The organism is Epilithonimonas caeni DSM 17710 (genome assembly GCF_000426465.1).
GTDB classification, from domain to species: domain Bacteria; phylum Bacteroidota; class Bacteroidia; order Flavobacteriales; family Weeksellaceae; genus Epilithonimonas; species Epilithonimonas caeni.
In genome coordinates, this window is the sequence record NZ_KE384528.1 from 20,709 (window position 1) to 37,153 (window position 16,445).

General features: G+C 36.2%; 17 protein-coding genes. 6 read left to right on the plus strand and 11 right to left on the minus strand.

The features are described from left to right. Positions 1-145 precede the first annotated feature (145 nt). From ggt to K319_RS20750, 4 genes are all read right to left on the minus strand, one after another. Positions 146-1,831, minus strand: coding sequence for a gamma-glutamyltransferase (gene ggt, locus K319_RS0117925; protein WP_027384862.1), 1,686 nt, complete (start codon positions 1,829-1,831; stop codon positions 146-148). Between the two features lie 88 nt (positions 1,832-1,919). Beyond that, entirely contained in the window at positions 1,920-2,480 is a 561-nt protein-coding gene (locus K319_RS0117930; protein WP_027384863.1) for a pentapeptide repeat-containing protein, read from the minus strand. Next, positions 2,480-3,403: a bestrophin family protein gene (locus K319_RS0117935; protein ID WP_027384864.1), complete on the minus strand. Its 924-nt coding sequence runs from the start codon at positions 3,401-3,403 to the stop codon at positions 2,480-2,482. The genes K319_RS0117930 and K319_RS0117935 overlap by 1 nt, the downstream gene beginning before the upstream one ends. 161 nt (positions 3,404-3,564) lie before the next feature. Beyond that, on the minus strand, positions 3,565-4,101 hold the full coding sequence (locus tag K319_RS20750) for a hypothetical protein (RefSeq protein ID WP_051230788.1): 537 nt from the start codon (positions 4,099-4,101) through the stop codon (positions 3,565-3,567). A gap of 167 nt (positions 4,102-4,268) precedes the next feature. Between K319_RS20750 and K319_RS0117950 the strand changes: the two genes are divergently transcribed. Together K319_RS0117950 and K319_RS0117955 are read left to right on the plus strand one after the other, a co-directional pair. Further along, complete coding sequence (locus tag K319_RS0117950; RefSeq protein WP_027384865.1) at positions 4,269-5,612, plus strand: glycosyltransferase; 1,344 nt, start codon at positions 4,269-4,271, stop codon at positions 5,610-5,612. A 122-nt stretch (positions 5,613-5,734) separates the two neighbouring features. Further along, complete coding sequence (locus tag K319_RS0117955) at positions 5,735-5,971, plus strand: YtxH domain-containing protein (RefSeq protein ID WP_027384866.1); 237 nt, start codon at positions 5,735-5,737, stop codon at positions 5,969-5,971. A 40-nt stretch (positions 5,972-6,011) separates the two neighbouring features. Here K319_RS0117955 and K319_RS0117960 read toward each other — a convergent pair whose 3' ends face one another. The 3 genes from K319_RS0117960 to rpsA form a co-directional block, all read right to left on the minus strand. Continuing rightward, complete coding sequence (locus K319_RS0117960; protein WP_027384867.1) at positions 6,012-6,995, minus strand: EamA family transporter; 984 nt, start codon at positions 6,993-6,995, stop codon at positions 6,012-6,014. Between the two features lie 130 nt (positions 6,996-7,125). Further along, positions 7,126-7,884 (minus strand): T9SS type A sorting domain-containing protein, encoded by a 759-nt coding sequence (locus K319_RS0117970; protein ID WP_027384868.1) that lies wholly within the window; start codon positions 7,882-7,884, stop codon positions 7,126-7,128. Positions 7,885-7,960: 76 nt separating this feature from the next. Next, positions 7,961-9,757, minus strand: coding sequence for a 30S ribosomal protein S1 (gene rpsA, locus K319_RS0117975; RefSeq protein ID WP_027384869.1), 1,797 nt, complete (start codon positions 9,755-9,757; stop codon positions 7,961-7,963). 70 nt (positions 9,758-9,827) lie between these two features. Between rpsA and K319_RS0117980 the strand changes: the two genes are divergently transcribed. Together K319_RS0117980 and K319_RS0117985 are read left to right on the plus strand one after the other, a co-directional pair. Continuing rightward, on the plus strand, positions 9,828-10,169 hold the full coding sequence (locus tag K319_RS0117980) for a hypothetical protein (RefSeq protein ID WP_027384870.1): 342 nt from the start codon (positions 9,828-9,830) through the stop codon (positions 10,167-10,169). Beyond that, positions 10,147-11,454 carry a DEAD/DEAH box helicase gene (locus K319_RS0117985; RefSeq protein ID WP_027384871.1) on the plus strand — a complete coding sequence of 436 codons (1,308 nt, stop codon included), beginning with the start codon at positions 10,147-10,149 and terminating at the stop codon, positions 11,452-11,454. The genes K319_RS0117980 and K319_RS0117985 overlap by 23 nt, the downstream gene beginning before the upstream one ends. A 10-nt stretch (positions 11,455-11,464) precedes the next feature. Here the strand turns inward: K319_RS0117985 and K319_RS0117990 are convergent, their stop codons facing one another. After that, complete coding sequence (locus K319_RS0117990) at positions 11,465-12,355, minus strand: SMP-30/gluconolactonase/LRE family protein (RefSeq protein ID WP_027384872.1); 891 nt, start codon at positions 12,353-12,355, stop codon at positions 11,465-11,467. 79 nt (positions 12,356-12,434) lie between these two features. On the opposite strand from K319_RS0117990, the gene K319_RS0117995 reads away from it, so the two are divergent. Both K319_RS0117995 and K319_RS0118000 read left to right on the plus strand, forming a co-directional pair. Further along, positions 12,435-12,767 carry a MerR family transcriptional regulator gene (locus tag K319_RS0117995; protein WP_027384873.1) on the plus strand — a complete coding sequence of 111 codons (333 nt, stop codon included), beginning with the start codon at positions 12,435-12,437 and terminating at the stop codon, positions 12,765-12,767. Between the two features lie 72 nt (positions 12,768-12,839). Continuing rightward, on the plus strand, positions 12,840-14,162 hold the full coding sequence (locus K319_RS0118000; RefSeq protein ID WP_027384874.1) for a helix-hairpin-helix domain-containing protein: 1,323 nt from the start codon (positions 12,840-12,842) through the stop codon (positions 14,160-14,162). A 51-nt stretch (positions 14,163-14,213) separates the two neighbouring features. Here K319_RS0118000 and K319_RS0118005 read toward each other — a convergent pair whose 3' ends face one another. The 3 genes from K319_RS0118005 to truB all read right to left on the minus strand — a co-directional run bounded on the left by K319_RS0118005 (position 14,214) and on the right by truB (position 16,374). Further along, positions 14,214-14,852 carry an outer membrane beta-barrel protein gene (locus K319_RS0118005; RefSeq protein WP_027384875.1) on the minus strand — a complete coding sequence of 213 codons (639 nt, stop codon included), beginning with the start codon at positions 14,850-14,852 and terminating at the stop codon, positions 14,214-14,216. Positions 14,853-14,941: 89 nt separating this feature from the next. Further along, positions 14,942-15,664, minus strand: a complete 723-nt coding sequence (gene rluF / locus K319_RS0118010; RefSeq protein ID WP_027384876.1) for a 23S rRNA pseudouridine(2604) synthase RluF — start codon at positions 15,662-15,664, stop codon at positions 14,942-14,944. Between the two features lie 2 nt (positions 15,665-15,666). Further along, positions 15,667-16,374 carry a tRNA pseudouridine(55) synthase TruB gene (gene truB, locus K319_RS0118015; RefSeq protein ID WP_027384877.1) on the minus strand — a complete coding sequence of 236 codons (708 nt, stop codon included), beginning with the start codon at positions 16,372-16,374 and terminating at the stop codon, positions 15,667-15,669. Positions 16,375-16,445: the final 71 nt, after the last annotated feature.

Genomic DNA, 16,445 nt, shown 5'->3' on the forward strand with positions numbered 1-16,445 from the left:
TAAATTGTAAAGGCTTCCTAATCTGGAAGCCTTTTATTTTAAATCAGAGTATCGAATTTCTTTTTAATATTATATAATTCACAAAGATTATAGACTAAGTCAAAAACCACTTTGGAGCGCGCAGACTAATCACAATATAGTGAAATTACTCTACACTCACAGAATCATCTCCTCTTCCATCCGCAACAGCGTGGATATTTTGATGATCATCTACAAGAATTATTTCCGTTTTTCCGATTTGTTTGATCTTTTCGAATTTATAATTCTTTTTCTCAAGAGCTTTGATGGTCGTTTCTGGGAAGTCATACTCTACTTTCACAACTTCCGGCAACCATTGATGATGAAACTTTGGTGTATTGATCGAGAAATTGGCATTTTGCTTAAAATCAATCACACCAACAATCGTCTGAAAAACCGAAGTCGGAATTGTAGTTCCACCAGGTGTCCCGACAACCATTTTTACTTTTCCGTCTTTTAGAACTATTGTAGGTGTCATAGAAGACAACATTCTTTTTCCCGGTTCTATTTTGTTCGCTTCTCCTCCAACTGCGCCAAACATGTTCGGAACGCCTGGTTTTATGGAGAAATCGTCCATTTCATTATTCAGGAAAAAACCAGCTCCGGAAACAACTGTTTTGCTTCCGTAATAACCATTGAGCGTTGTGGTAATGGAAACCGCATTCCCAGATTTATCCAAAATCGAAATATGTGTAGTTTCTGTACTTTCTCTTGGTTGATTCACAATCTTACCTACATCTTTGCTTGGTGTCGCTGAGTTTGGATTATAAGATTTCCAACGGTTTTTAAGATACTCATCGGAAATCAGCATTTGGGTTTTATCTTCGGTAAAATCCGGGTCGCCCATATATTCTGCTCTGTCCGCATAAGCCCTCCTCTCGGCTTCCACCATGACCTGAACCGCTTCAGCAGAATTCTGTTGATACTTTGAAAGGTCTTCGTAAGAAGCCATTTTCAGCATTTGGGCAAGCAATGTTCCTCCGCTGGAAGGCATTGGCATTGATACTATCTCGCTTCCTTTATAATCAAAAGACAAAGCATTTCTTTCCTTCGTTTTATAATTTTTAAGGTCTTTTGCCTGAATAATCCCGTTCCCGAGCTTCATCTCGGCAAGGATCAATTCAGCAGTTTTTCCTTCATAAAACTCTTTTTCTCCAGACCTTTGGATTCGTCTCAATGTTTCTGCCAACTCTGGCTGAATCAACAAATCCCCAGCTTTCCAGCCTTTGTCATTAATAAAAACAATTTTGTTCTTGTTATGTTTTTTGAAATCAGCTTGGTGTCGATTGAGAAGGTCGGCTTCCTGCTCTGTGATCGCAAAACCTTTTTGCGCTAAATCTATTGCAGGTTCTATCAATTTCGAAAACGGAAGTTTAGCATATTTCAAGGTTTCGAACATTCCGGAGATACTTCCCGGAACGCCAACTGACAATCTCCCATATTGTGACAGATCTGTATTTGCATTTCCCTTTTTATCCCAATACATATCGAAACTTGCTTTAGACGGCGCAGTTTCACGATAATCCAAAGCCAGCTTTTTCCCATCGGAAGTAACAGCAACCAAAAAGCCGCCACCACCAATATTTCCAGCTTGAGGATAGACAACCGCCAAAGCCAGTTGTGTTGCAATAGCAGCATCAAAGGCATTTCCGCCTTCCTTCATAATTTTGGAACCTGCTTCACTTGCTAAAGGATGCGCTGAAACCACAACACCTTTATTCTTAACTTTAACTTCTTTGATGAGATCAAAGTCTGTATATTGTGCAGAAACAGTGATAGATAGAAGGAAGCTTGCGTATAGTATTTTTTTCATATTCTTGGTTTATTTTATTGACCACCCCGTCATTCTTTGAATTTTCGCCACCCCTCCAGAGGAGGGGAATTTTCTCATGGCTTATGTTTTATTCTATAATTATATTAAATCTGTCTAACAATCCGCTGAGATTGTCTTTGGAAAATTTGGTTTTTTTGAGTTGATTTTGATTGGGATCAATGGAAAAATTAATCGCATCTCTGAAATCTGAATTATCCAAAATCGTTCTGTCAAAAACAGCATTGCTCAAATTGGAATCCGTAAAAACTGAGTTCGAAAGATTGGTTTCCGTAAAATCAGCCTCGTTTAAACTACAATTTTTAAAAATCGTTTTTCTAATGTCCAATTGATAAAATGAGGAATGATTCATCAAACAATCTTCAAACCTGAATGAAATATTGAATTGATGAGCATCTTCAAAATTGATTCCTATCAATTTACAGTTTTTGAAAACAACGTCCCGAAAAGCTGTCTGATTGATTTTGACGTTGCTGAGATCACAATCTTTGAAATCGCAATCGGAAAATTTGTAATCGGACAAATCCTGATCTGCGAAGTTACAATCCGTAAAAATACAATTGTCGTAATCCGCTTTCGGAATTTTGCCTGTACCGAGCTTTGAGAATTTTTGTTCGGAGAAATAGTCCATCAGTCAATAAAATAGCTTGTTGGTGTTTCGAATTTTGGCTGAGAGATTTCCGCCTGTTCAAAAATAGAAAACTGGATCGTCTTGCAAAGACTGTTTAGCGCCAAATCATTTTCCTCTTCGTCAAACGGGTCTTGAATCTCCTGAATAAGCGCATCTAACGCAATGAAAGTGTAACTGATGAACAAAACGATAACTGGTGTCATCCAGCCGATCGTATCAATCAAACCAAACGGCAACCAAAAACAATACAGATAAACAGTCCTGTGAAGCAAAACGCTGTAAGCAAAAGGCAAAGGCGTATTCGCAATTCTTTCGCAACCTCCTGCAATACCGGACAAATGATTCAGTTGTACATCTATTGAAGACAAAATAATTGTATCGATCTTCTGGTTTTGATTCTGAGCATTGATCCACTCCCCCATCAAATCTAGGATGATAATTGGTTTGAACTTTTTATCATTTATTTTCTCAAAATTCTCTTCAGAAAGTAATTCTCTAAGTTTTTCATTGCCTTCTTTATTTCTCAACTGAAAGTTAAGCGCCCAACAAAATGCAGAGATCATCTTTACGAATTCCTGTTTTCTAGTTTTCGAATCTGGCGACTTGTCATTAATCAAAGTCAAAACCTGACGTGTAAGAGACCTTGTCTCGATGACCAATGCTCCCCAAAGTTTGCGTCCTTCCCAAAATCTGTCATAACTTGCAGAATTACAAAATCCCATAAAAATGGCCAAAGACAAACCCAGCAATGTGAAAATCGCAGGATTGAGATGGACTTTGAAATCGTAAATAAATCCTTTAAAATAGAGTACAATTACCGAAAACAAAGTAATGATCAATAATTGCGGAATAATCTTTCGCAGAACAGAACCTTTCCAAATGAAAAGCATCAAAAACCAGTTGGTTCTTTGTCTAATTATCATAATAAAACTGAATTGAGAAATGTCTGTTTTTCAAGCTTTCAAAAAAACAGATAAATTTACTGAATGTTCTGATGAAGCGAAAATTCTGAAGCTAGAAATTTCAAAATTATAAAAATAAGAGCCTCGGTTAAAAAAAACTGAGACTCTTATTTGACTTTAAATTATCTGTGTCCTTTATGAGGGTTGCCGTGACCTTTTATCTTGCCAAACTTCTGATGTTTAGGCTGATTATGATATTTTTTTGAAACCATTTTTTTATGAACATATCGAGGATTAGAATTAAAGTGGCCAACCTTAACAACATTGTGAGGCTTGTGTTTATAATTCCTTACAACTAAATGATCTCCATGGTTCCCTCTGTATCGAGCATATTGTTTGTAGTGAATTTTGTGTCTTTTAAAAGGATATCTGTCAACCAATACAACTTTGTGAGTTTGATACAAATTAATGTGACGATATCTAACCGGCAAAGCCGTGGAGTGCAACCATCTGTTTCCGGAAAAATAGTAATATCTGCGATGCGGGACATTATAATAAATATCGTATTCCGGCAAATAATAGGATTCTACATAATTATAACCTCTAGGTCCCCAATCTGGCTGACTGTTGATGTTAATATTTACATTGACCTGAGATTTCACAAAACCAGTACTGAAACCTGTCATAATCATCAGTACCAATAACAATAATCTTTTCATATTCAATTATTTTTTAAGAATATTTCTTTACAAACATAATACCATAGAACTTAAACAATTAGAAATCAATTATTACAGAAATTATATAATTTAAAAAAATCGTTTTGAAATCGCTTTAAAAACAAATAAATTTACAGAACAGTTCTGAGTATTCAGAAAGTTTGAAAATGGAGAAATCGAAAAAAGTTCTAATTGTTACCTATTATTGGCCACCAGCTGGTGGGCCTGGTGTTCAGCGCTGGTTGAAGTTTGCAAAATACCTTCCCGAATTTGATTGGGAACCAATTATTTATACACCAGAAAACCCAAGTTACCCTTTGATCGATGAGACTTTGATAAAAGAAGTCCCTAAGAATCTGCAAATTGTTAAAACTGATATTTGGGAACCTTATCAGATTGCGGAGAAATTCAGTAAGAGTAATCAAAAATTCAAGGGTGGACAGTTTGATGTTGGAAAGAACCAATCTTTTATGTCGAAGCTTTCGATTTTTATCCGAGGAAATTTTTTCATTCCAGATGCTAGAAAATTTTGGGTAAGACCATCGGTTAAATTCCTGAAACAATATTTGAAAGAGAATAACATTGATGTTCTCGTTACAACTGGTCCACCCCATAGTTTGCATCTCATTGGACTTGGATTAAAAAAAGAATTGCCAAACCTGAAATGGGTTGCCGACTTCCGTGATCCGTGGACAGAAATCTCCTATTACAAACATTTGAAACTAACTTCCGGCTCTGATAGAAAACACAGACTACTGGAAAGATCGGTTTTTGAGACTGCAGATATTACTTTAGCGACAAGTTTTACGGATGCAGAAAACTTCAAAAAAAATGGAGCTAATGCTTTTTGTATTACGAATGGATTTGATGAGTCAGAGAATTCTAGAGTTGGAGAATTGGAGAGTGAGAGAATTAGGAAATTGGGGGGTAATGAAACTATGAGACCATCAAATTCCAAATTCACATTAAGTTATGTTGGGGTTTTGGAACAATTGCGAAATCCAGAAAATCTTTGGAAAGCATTAGAGAATTTGTGCAAAACCAATTCTGATTTCGCCAATGATCTTGAATTGAAATTTGTCGGACGGGTTGATGATAAAATTCTGAACGCGATTGAGAATTCGGTTTTGAAAAATAATATTAGAAACCTAGGTTATCTTTCTCATAACGATTCTGTGAACGAAATGAAAAATTCGGATCTGTTATTGATCACCAATTTCCCGAATGAAAGTTCAAAAGGTATTATCCCAGGAAAATTGTTTGAATATCTTGCGACAGGGAAACAAATCATTTCATTTGGACCTAAAGATGCGGATGTGGAAACTATTCTTAACAAAACAAAATCAGGAAAGCATTTTGATTATCAAGAGAACTTTGGAATCCGGGAATTCATATCTGCACTTTATGAGGATTGGAAAAGCGGAAAAGCAATTCAGAACGAAGCTAATATCAATGAATTCAGTAGAAAAGAATTGACGAAAAAACTAGCGGAGTTGCTGGATGAGATTTGAGGTATTTAGTTTGAAAGCATTTGTTTTTTTTAAAATGAACTTAAAATTCATATTTATTTTGGTGTTGGCATAAATTTTTCTATTAACTTTAATAATCAAATATTAATCACAAAAATTATATCATGGGAAATAAAACAAATGGCCTATTGGCATTGTTAGGATTGGGAGCTCTTGCTTGGTGGAAATACAAAAAAGCTTCTCCTGAAGATCAGCAAAAAGTAAAAGACACTATTAACAACGCAAAAGACAATCTGACCAAGTTTGGCAACGACTTAAAAGATAAAGCCTCCCAAACAGCAGAGCAGCTGAAAGCAAAAGCTGAAGAACTTAAAAACGACACCCAGCAAGCTGCGGAATAAATAAAAAACCGTCTCGATCATTTGAGGCGGTTTTTATTTTTTAGTGAAAAGCTATTATTTCCTGATCGTCATTTTTTGAAGGTAGATTCATCAAGACAATAGCAAACAATATCAGAACAATTCCGAACCACTGCATAGGAATCACTTCTTCGCCCAATAACACAAAAGCCATCGTCACAGAAACCGGAAGTTCCAAAGATGAAATAATGCTTCCCAATCCCAAACCTGCTTTCGGAAAACCTATATTGAACAAGATTGGCGGAATAATAGTTCCAAACAAAGCCAATATAAATCCATAAGTCCAAAAGATAGAATAATCAAACGGTCTGATGTGTTCTGTATTTTCTGTAAAATTGAGATAGAAAGATCTCAGTCCTTCAAAATACATTGGCCCTATCTGAGCAAAGAATAAAAACGAAAGCACAACCACAGTTCCTCCAGAAAGCATTGTCATACTTTTTCTCAAAACAGGTAGATGTGTCGCCAAAGTATTGGATGTAAACATCGTCATTGTAAAAGAAGCCGCTGCTAATAGACCCCAAAAGATACCATGCCAATCGATTTCAACTTCTAGATTGATCAAATTGGTTGCTAAAACTGTTCCTGCCAAAACTATGATCACGGCAATTACTTTTCTAGCATTCGGGAATTTTTTGGCAATGAGACTTTCTACGACAACACTGAACCAAACCGACTGCATCAGCAATACAATGGCAATAGAAACATTGATATACTGAACGGCGATGTAATAGAACAAACTTGTAAATCCCATAGAAGTTCCTGCCAGCATCAACATCCTTATTTCTTTAGGATTTGGTTTTGACAATTGTCTTTTTGAGGTTTTGGTTTGAATTAGATTCAAGATCAACAATCCTACAAATCCTAATAAAAACTGCGCCGTAGTAACCTCAGAAGTTGTAAAACCTTCCTTGTAGGACATCTTTACAAATGTTGCCAGCATCCCGTAAATACTAGCACCGATACCAACGAAAAAAACGCCTTTTAATATGTTTTTCTTCTCCATAACTCTTTTTCAGCCGGCGAATTTACAATTTAAAAAATTGGTGCTGAATTTCAGAATAGACAAGGTACTAGCAAAAAGATTAATTAAATCGAAAAAAAACCGTTTCGAAATTGCGAAACGGTTTTAAATATTATTGTTTTATAACTTTACTTTGATTTTTGCTTCCATCTTTATACTCGATGTTAAGAATGTAATTTCCTTTTTTGAGTTCTGATAATTTTACTTCTTTCGAAACTTCATTGATCATTTTAAGTTGTCTTCCAGAGAAATCTGAAACTATGATTGACTTTATAGCTTCAGAATTATCTATATGGATCACGTCTTTAAAAGGATTCGGGTAGATCTTGGATTCTTTTTTACCGGAATCAGTAGTTGCAAGAACAACATCCTGAGATATTTTGAAATCATCCAGCAACAGCCAATAATCACCCGATATCCATTGTCCCGAAACTCTGAGTTTAAAGTCCGCATTGGTTGGAACATTACCCTGTGGAATAGAGCCTGACCAGGTTTTGCAGGAAAGCACAGAATTTAAACTTATCGTTTCCAAAGTCTGATAATTCTGTCCTCCATCTACCGAATATTCAACTTTCAAAGTTCCATTCACGGAACCTCCAGAATAGATATGGGTCTTGTATTGGAAAGAAACATCCAGCTTTCCTCCGTTAGAAGCTGCGGAACTATATGTTGTAGACCCAGATGCTCCTCCACTCCAGAATTCTCTATTAATAGTGTAAGCCCCTACACAAGCAGAGATCACACTGCTACGAAAGAATGACACATTGGTGAATCCAGGATATGTATTATTCTCAAACCCTTCATTCACACTGATCTGAGCCGAGGAATAAAATGCAGCAAACAAACTTGCAAATAGTAATTTTTTTTTCATTTGATAAACTTATTAAAAATAAAAGCCACCCGAAAAAAATTTTCGGGTGGCTAATTTATTAAAAAAGAATCAAGGATTATTTACCTTCTTCCATTTTTCTTTTCAATTCTGCTAATGCATCGATATCTCCAAGGGTAGATCTTTCTTCGTTTGAAGAAGATGAAACATTGTTAGATCTGTTGTTAGAAGCCTCTCTAGCATTTTTCTTCTCCTCATCTCTGAAGATACCTGTGTGAGAAACAACAACTCTCTTGAATTCTTTGTTGAACTCGATAACTTTGAATTCAGCAGTTTCTCCTTTCTTGATCTTAGATCCATCTTCTTTCTCTAATAATCTTGAAGGGCAGAAAGCTTCAACCTCAGCATCTTCGAATTGTACAGAAGCTCCTTTATCGTGAACTTCTACCGCAGTTCCTGTGTGTATAGTTCCTTCAGCATATTTAGTTTCGAATTTATCCCATGGGTTCTCAGTCAATTGTTTGTGACCTAGAGATAATCTTCTTGCTTGAGTATCCAATTCCAATACTACAACATCTAATTTATCTCCAACTGCACAGAACTCGGATGGGTGCTTGATCTTCTTGGTCCAAGAAAGATCAGAGATGTAGATCAATCCATCGATACCTTCTTCCAATTCTACGAAAACTCCGAAGTTTGTAAAGTTTCTTACAGTTCCAACGTGTTGAGAACCTACCGGATATTTAGCTTCGATGTTTTCCCATGGATCTTTGTTCAATTGCTTGATACCAAGAGAGATCTTTCTGTCTTCTCTATCCAATGTCAACACTTCTGCTTCTACCTCATCACCTACTTTTACGAAATCTCCCGCAGATCTCAAGTGAGTTGACCAAGACATTTCAGAAACGTGGATCAATCCTTCTACACCTGGAGCGATTTCTACGAATGCACCATAGTCAGCAAGAACCACTACTTTTCCTTTTACTTTGTCACCAACTTTCAAGTCAGCAGAAAGAGCATCCCAAGGGTGAGCTTCTAATTGCTTCATACCCAATTGGATTCTTGTTTTCTCATCATCGAAATCAAGGATAACAACTTTTACAGTTTGTCCGTCTTCCAGGATCTCAGATGGGTGGTTCACTCTAGACCAAGAAAGGTCCGTAATGTGAATCAATCCATCTACTCCACCAAGATCTACGAATACACCGTAAGAAGTGATGTTCTTAACAGTACCTTCAAGAACCTGTCCTTTTTCAAGCTGAGCGATGATCTCTTTTTTCTGACCTTCGATATCTGCTTCGATCAATGCTTTGTGAGATACAACTACGTTTTTGAATTCCGGGTTGATTTTCACAACTTTGAACTCCATAGTTTTACCTACGAACTGATCGTAATCTTTGATTGGCTTCACATCGATCTGAGAACCTGGTAAGAATGCTTCGATTCCGTGTACGTCAACGATCATACCACCTTTAGTTCTGGATTTTACAAAACCGTTTACGATCTCTCCAGTTTCGTGAAGCTCGTTTACTCTATCCCAAGCTTTAAGCGTTCTGGCCTTTCTGTGAGATAACTGTAACTGTCCGGTTTTGTCTTCTCTTCTGTCAACCATTACTTCTACCTCATCACCTACTTTAAGTCCTTGGTTGTAACGGAATTCGTTAAGAGAAATAACACCTTCTGACTTGAAGTTGATATCTACGATAGCTTCCTTGTCTGTCAATCTTACAACTTTACCAACGATCACGTCGTTATCTGTAAGATCGTTCAAAGAGCCATTATAGATCTCTTCTAATTCTTTCTTCTCGCTTCTGTCCTCTGCATTAAGTCCTGATTCGAAAGATTCCCAATCAAATTGTTCTGGTGCTACGTTTTGGTTCAAAAGAACCTCTGCTGAATTTGTCTCTTTTGACATTTTCTAATAAAATTTGTATTCCTATTTACTCAGACTTTGGCTTTGCTGTGAATCCTGAAAAATATGGAAGATGTTAATTGTTAATGTTTTACTTCGCCAAAAGTGCGTTCACAAAAGTGGTGCAAAATTAAGCAAAATATTTGAAACCAACAATACTTTCATAGAAGTTGAATTTAATTATAACCAATTGATAATCAAATTAAAACCAACACGGTATTTAGGAGCTAATCCCGCTATCCGCTACTACTCCTCGCGCCAAGGCTTTTCCCATTGCCAGCTGTGGGGTAACCGCTTCTATCGGGGCTATGGTTTTGTCAAAAAAATTCAAACTTTCAAACCACCAAACTTTCCAACACTAAAACCCAAAACCAAATCTTTATCTTTGCAAAATGGAATTACAACCAATTTTTGAAAAACTGCAGATCCAGGATATGAATCAAATGCAGAAATCGACATTTAGCGCCTCTGAAAACGAAACCGACATCGTTTTGCTTTCGCCAACAGGTTCTGGTAAAACCTTGGCATTCTTGTTTCCTGTTCTTAGAAATTTAAAAACTGATGTTAAGGGAATCCAAGCAATCATTCTGGTTCCAGCCAGAGAATTAGCTTTACAGATCGAGCAGGTCTTCAAATCGATGGGAACAGATTTCAAAGTGACGATTGCTTACGGCGGGCATGATAAAAAGATTGAAATCAACAACTTGATAGAATCACCTGCTGTTTTGATCGGAACACCGGGAAGAATTGCTTATCACTTAAAAAACAAAAACTTTGATCCAAGCTCAATCAAAACTTTGGTTCTAGACGAGTTCGACAAGGCTTTGGAACTCGGTTTCCAGGAAGATATGGAATATATCATCGGTTCTCTAACTGGTCTTTCTCAACGTATTTTGACTTCTGCAACTTTAATGGACAATATTCCGGAATTTGTGAAACTCAACAAAGAAAAGAAAATCAACTTCCTCAAAGAGAACGAGTCAAAACCGAACATCCAGCTGAAAAAGGTAATGACAACCCCGGAAGAAAAGCTGAATACATTATTCCAATTAATCTGTAAAATCGGAAACAAAAGAACGTTGATTTTCTGTAATCACAGAGATGCGGTGGACAGAATTTCAGAACTTCTGCGAGAGAAAGGAATCCAAAGAGAAACTTTTCATGGCGGAATGGAACAGGACGAGAGAGAACGCGCACTTTTTAAATTCAGAAATGATTCAGCAAGAATCCTGATAACTACAGATCTAGCCTCCAGAGGTCTGGATATCCCGGAAGTTGAATCCATCGTGCATTATCAACTACCTCCCAAAGAAGACGCTTTCATCCACAGAAACGGCCGGACTGCAAGAATGAACGCCAAAGGCTTTGCTTATCTTATAATGACGGAAGACGAGAATTTCCCATTCATCAAAAGCAATACACCGGAAGAAAACGTATCGGAAAGCAACCGGGTTCCTGAGAGAACACCGAACCAGACGATCTACATCAGCGCCGGGAAAAAGGACAAAGTCAACAAAGTTGATATCGTAGGTTATCTCATCAAAAAAGGACAACTGGAAAAGGATGACATCGGCTTGATCGAAGTAAAGGACACAACTTCCTACGTTGCCGTCAACCGAAAAAAAACTATCGAACTCCTAAAAAAATTGGCCAACGAAAAACTGAAAGGGAAGAAAGTAAAAATAGAGATCGCTTATTAAAGCGATCTTTTTATTTGATTCCGGAAACATTCATCGGCAAAACATACACTGAATGTGATGCTGTAATAAACAACGTCGAATTATTTTCCCCACCAAAAGTCACATTGGAAGTCCAGTCTTCATTGATCGTAATGTTAGTCAGTTTTTCCCCTTTTTTATTAAAAATCGTCACACCCTTTCCTGTTAGATAAAGATTGCCCTGATCGTCCAAAGTCATTCCGTCCGATCCCATTTCGCAGAACAATTTCTTTTCGGAAAGTTTGCCTTCGCCCAAGATGTTGTAAACATAAGTTTTTCCCGCATCGATATCGGAAACATAAAGTTTTTTCAGTTTTTCAGAACCGATAATTCCGTTGGGTTGAACGAAGGTCTCCAGTTTTGTGATCGTTCCGTTTTGATTTCTGTAATACAGATTTTTTTCAGGAATCTCTTCCTTGAAATTTTTCCAATAATCTCTTTTGTAAAGCGGGTCTGTGAAATACATTCCGCCGAATTTATCAATCCAAATATCGTTAGGACCGTTCAATCTTTTGCCCTCAAAGCCTTTTGATAAAACCTGAATGTCTTTATTTTTATTGATTTTCCAGATCTCTCCATTGTCATCGGAGCAAGTTATCAGATCATCATTTTTATCGAAATAAGTTCCGTTGGCTCTGCCGGTTTTGTCTAAAAAAAGTTCAATTTTATTGGTTTTCCAGTTCCAGAAATAGATTTTGTCATTTGGTTGGTCTGTGAAATAGACATTTCCTTCGATGTCAGAAGCCGGACCTTCAGTAAAAGAAAATTGACTCGAAAGTAATGTTGGTGGTACTTCAAACAATTTTTCGTTCACATTCTGAACTTTGCAATTCATCAAAACCAACAGTAATCCTATTAAACCTAATCTAAAATGCTTTTTCATTAATATAAATTCTAAAGTTGCAAGGTACAATTTGTAAAAAAGAATTAAAAATAATTATCTTTGGAAATTTGATAAATCAATGAAACTGAATCTTCCTGACAAACTCTATTACTCCATTGGAGAAGTTGCTAAGGCTTTTGATGTAAATACGTCTCTAATTCGTTATTGGGAGCAGGAATTCCCCATCATCAAACCCAAGAAGAACAAAAAAGGAAATCGGTATTTCACACCTTCTGATATAGAAAACCTGAAGATCATCTATCATCTTGTCAAAGAAAAAGGTTATACGCTGGATGGTGCAAGAGTCGCACTTACCACCAATACAAAACTATCCGAAACTATTACAATTATTGACCGATTAGAATTTGTAAAAGCTGAACTTCTTAAATTAAAAAATTCTTTGAACGACTAATTTTGGTCGTTTATTTTTTTCCGTTTTATCTATTTTTATTGGTTTTATTTTTAATTTTACTAAAAACACAAAATGAAACCAAATTTACCTTTCCAGATCCGGAAAAGGCAACTTTATAGTCTTGTCTTTTTTGGAATTCTGATTCTTGCACTGCAGTTTTCTTTCACCTTTTATAAAAAGAATCAGGTTTATAAAACTCCGGATATTCAATTTGTTTCTGAAATTGAACCGGAGGTGATCTTATCCGAGTTCAATCCGAATGAATTAGATGAAAAGCAGTGGAAAGATCTTGGTTTTTCTGAAAAACAAATTAGAACGATCTTGAAATACAAAGAAATCGTTGGTGGACATTTCAAATCAAAGCAACAGTTCAAAAAATGCTATGCAGTTTCGGATGAGAAATATGAACAACTGAAAGATTATATTTTACTTCCGGAAAGCAATCCTGATTTCAGCAATGATCAATTCAGTTATAAAAAATCTGAAAAGAAAAGACTGAATATCAAAGGGAAATTCAATCCTGACAACTATTTTCAAAAAGATTGGGAGAATCTTGGCTTTTCTGAGAAACAAGCTGCTGCAATCCTGAAATATAAAAATTATCTTGGCGGAAGTTTCATCAGCAAAGAAAAGCTGAAAGAATGCTTTATGATCAATGATGAACAGTTCGCACAGATGTCGCCTTATTTGATTTTACAAGATAAGACTCCAGAAAACCTGGCTCAAAAATTTGAGAAAAAGAAAGAAAAAGAAGTAGTGAAAATCAATCACTATTTTGACCCGAATGAACTGAATGCTGAACAATGGCAACAGTTGGGATTCTCTGAAAAACAAGCTGTTTCGATTTTGAAATATCGAGACAAGATTCTGAAAGGTTCTTTCAAATCGTTGGAAGATGTTCAAAAATGTTTTATGATTTCGGCAGAAAAATTTGAGGAAATGAAACCTTGGATCAGACTTCCGGTAATTGAAAAATCAAAAGAAGAAAGACCGATCTTAGCCGAAAAAACAGATTTTTCTAAAATAGATCTCAACCAGATCAACTTCAAACAATTAAGGGAATTTGGATTTACCGAGAAAGATTCAGCAGGAATTTTAGCTTTCAGAAAGAAACTGGGTGGATTTATCAATAAAAATCAAGTTTTGGAAACCTATGAAATCGACAGAGCATTAGGAGAAAAATTAATTTATGCCACGAAGTTGGACAATTCGAACGTTGCAAAATACTCGTTAGCAGAAGCTCCACAAGATTGGTTGAAAACACATCCTTATTTCCGATATTCTGCCGATAAAATCATTTATTACAGAAATACATATCCTGACGACAAAAAGATCTGGAAATGGTTGAAACTGAAACCTGAATATGAGGACAAAATGAGACTTTATGTAAAATGAAAAATCCGCAGGTTTATCTGCGGATTTTTTTTGATTTATTTCAACTTTGAATTATTTCAATCCAAAGTTTTTAGAGATACCAACTGTAACTCCTTTTCCGAATCCAAATCCAAAAGTATTGGTTTTCAAATCAGAATCTTTAATTTTCTCTGACTGGTAACTGATTCCTCCTACATTAAAGTTAAGTCCAAAAGAGTTTTTGAAATTGATGAAAAGGTTTGGTGTAAAGCCAATTCCAAAACCGTTTGATTTGGTTGTTGTAGAATAAGCCAATGGTCCTGTAGCAGACACTGTAGATTTACTATTATTGAACAAAACATCCAAATCACCGAAAACTGAAAAAGTATCGTTCAATGGCATCGTATATCTTCCAAAAACACCATATGTAAAACTGTTTGTTTTGATATTAGTAATAGATTCATACGTATCCCAACCGTTATAAATCGTTTGATAATAATCATCCTTTGAGGAGCCAACTCCAAATTTCACACCGGCTGTAAAGTGGTCGGCAAACTGATAACCAATTGTGGGAGTGAATTCAAAGTTATCTGATTTCAAATCACCGGCAGTTGTATAGTTCTTATTAGTCGTATTATCATAAGAGATATTTCCTCCCACCAAAAGAGTGTTCTTTTGAGCACTTACCAATCCGAATGATGCAATTGCTCCAGCAATAATTAATTTTTTCATTGTTTGTAATAGTTATATTTTGAGGTCGCAAATTTATAGAGTTCAAAACTATTTCAAACAGATAAAAAACTGACTTTTATCATAGAGAATCAATCGAAGGTTTTACTAGAATCTTCTAACAAACTATTCAACTCCTTCAATTCAGAATCAGTCAAATCACGCCATTTCCCAACAGGAAGATCCAGTTTGATATTCATAATACGAATCCTTTTGAGCTTCTTCACCTCATATCCCAGATGTTCGCACATTCTGCGGATCTGACGGTTGAGACCTTGCGTGAGCACAATCCGGAAATTCATTGTATCGATTTTTTCAACCTCACATTTCTTTGTGATCGTGTCAAGAATAGGAACGCCGTTTCTCATTTTTTCGAGAAACTTTTCAGTGATCGGTTTATCAACCCTTACATAATATTCTTTCTCATGATTATTTCTTGCTCTTAGAATCTTATTGACAATATCGCCATCGGAAGTTAGAAGAATCAATCCTTCACTTGGTTTATCCAGTCTGCCTATCGGGAAAATACGTTTTGGATGGTTGATATAATCAACAATATTGTTTTTCTCACGTTTGGTGTCCGTGGTACAAACAATCCCTACGGGTTTATTGAAAGCAATGTAAACAAACTCCTCTTCTACTTTTCTAATAGTTTTCCCATCTACGAAGATCTCATCCTCATCAGAAACTTTTGTTCCCAATTCAGGAACTACGCCGTTGATAGTGATCCTACCTTCTTCCAAAAGTTTGTCCGCAGCTCTTCTTGAACAGAAACCGACCTCCGATAAATATTTATTGATCCTTATTTTTTCCAATTTCAATTATTTAAATCAACAAATTTAAACTCATTTTTCAAAAATTCCGCAGTTGCATCATTTACAGAATAATTCCCAATCTTAGTTCGTCTAAGTTGCGTCAGATATGCTCCGACTTCTAATTCCTGACCTATGTCGTGAGCCAGACTCCTTATATAAGTTCCTTTGCTACAACCAACGGTAAAAGACACGAAAGGCAAATTTATTTCTATATCATTGATGTAATGAATAGTAGTCTTCCTTGATTTCATTTCAACTTCTTCGCCTTTTCTAGCTAAGTCATAAGCACGATTTCCATCGATTTTGATGGCTGAGAAGACTGGTGGTTTTTGATCGATCTCTCCTATGAATTTTTCTAAAGCCAAACGAATCTGCTCTTCCGTAATATGGGAAAAATCTCGATGTAAGATTTCCGGTTTTTCGGTATCATAAGATTCGGTTTGGACACCAATTTTAATTTCCGTCCAATACTCCTTTGGCGCATCCTGAATCTCCGGAATCTTCTTTGTGAATTTCCCCGTGCAGACAATCAAAAGTCCCGTTGCCCTTGGATCCAATGTTCCGGCATGACCAATTTTGAATTTTTTAGGCAATTCTTTGAACTCTCTTTTGAGTTTATACTTCAACTTATTGACAGTCTGAAAACTGGTCCAATCCAAAGGTTTGTCCAAGAGAAATATGTGTCCGGATTGTAATTCTTCTGCTGTCATTTTTCGAGTTGGAGGGTTTGAGAGTTATAGAGTCTTTTTAAAAGGAAGGATGTAATGCAGCCCGGCTTGAG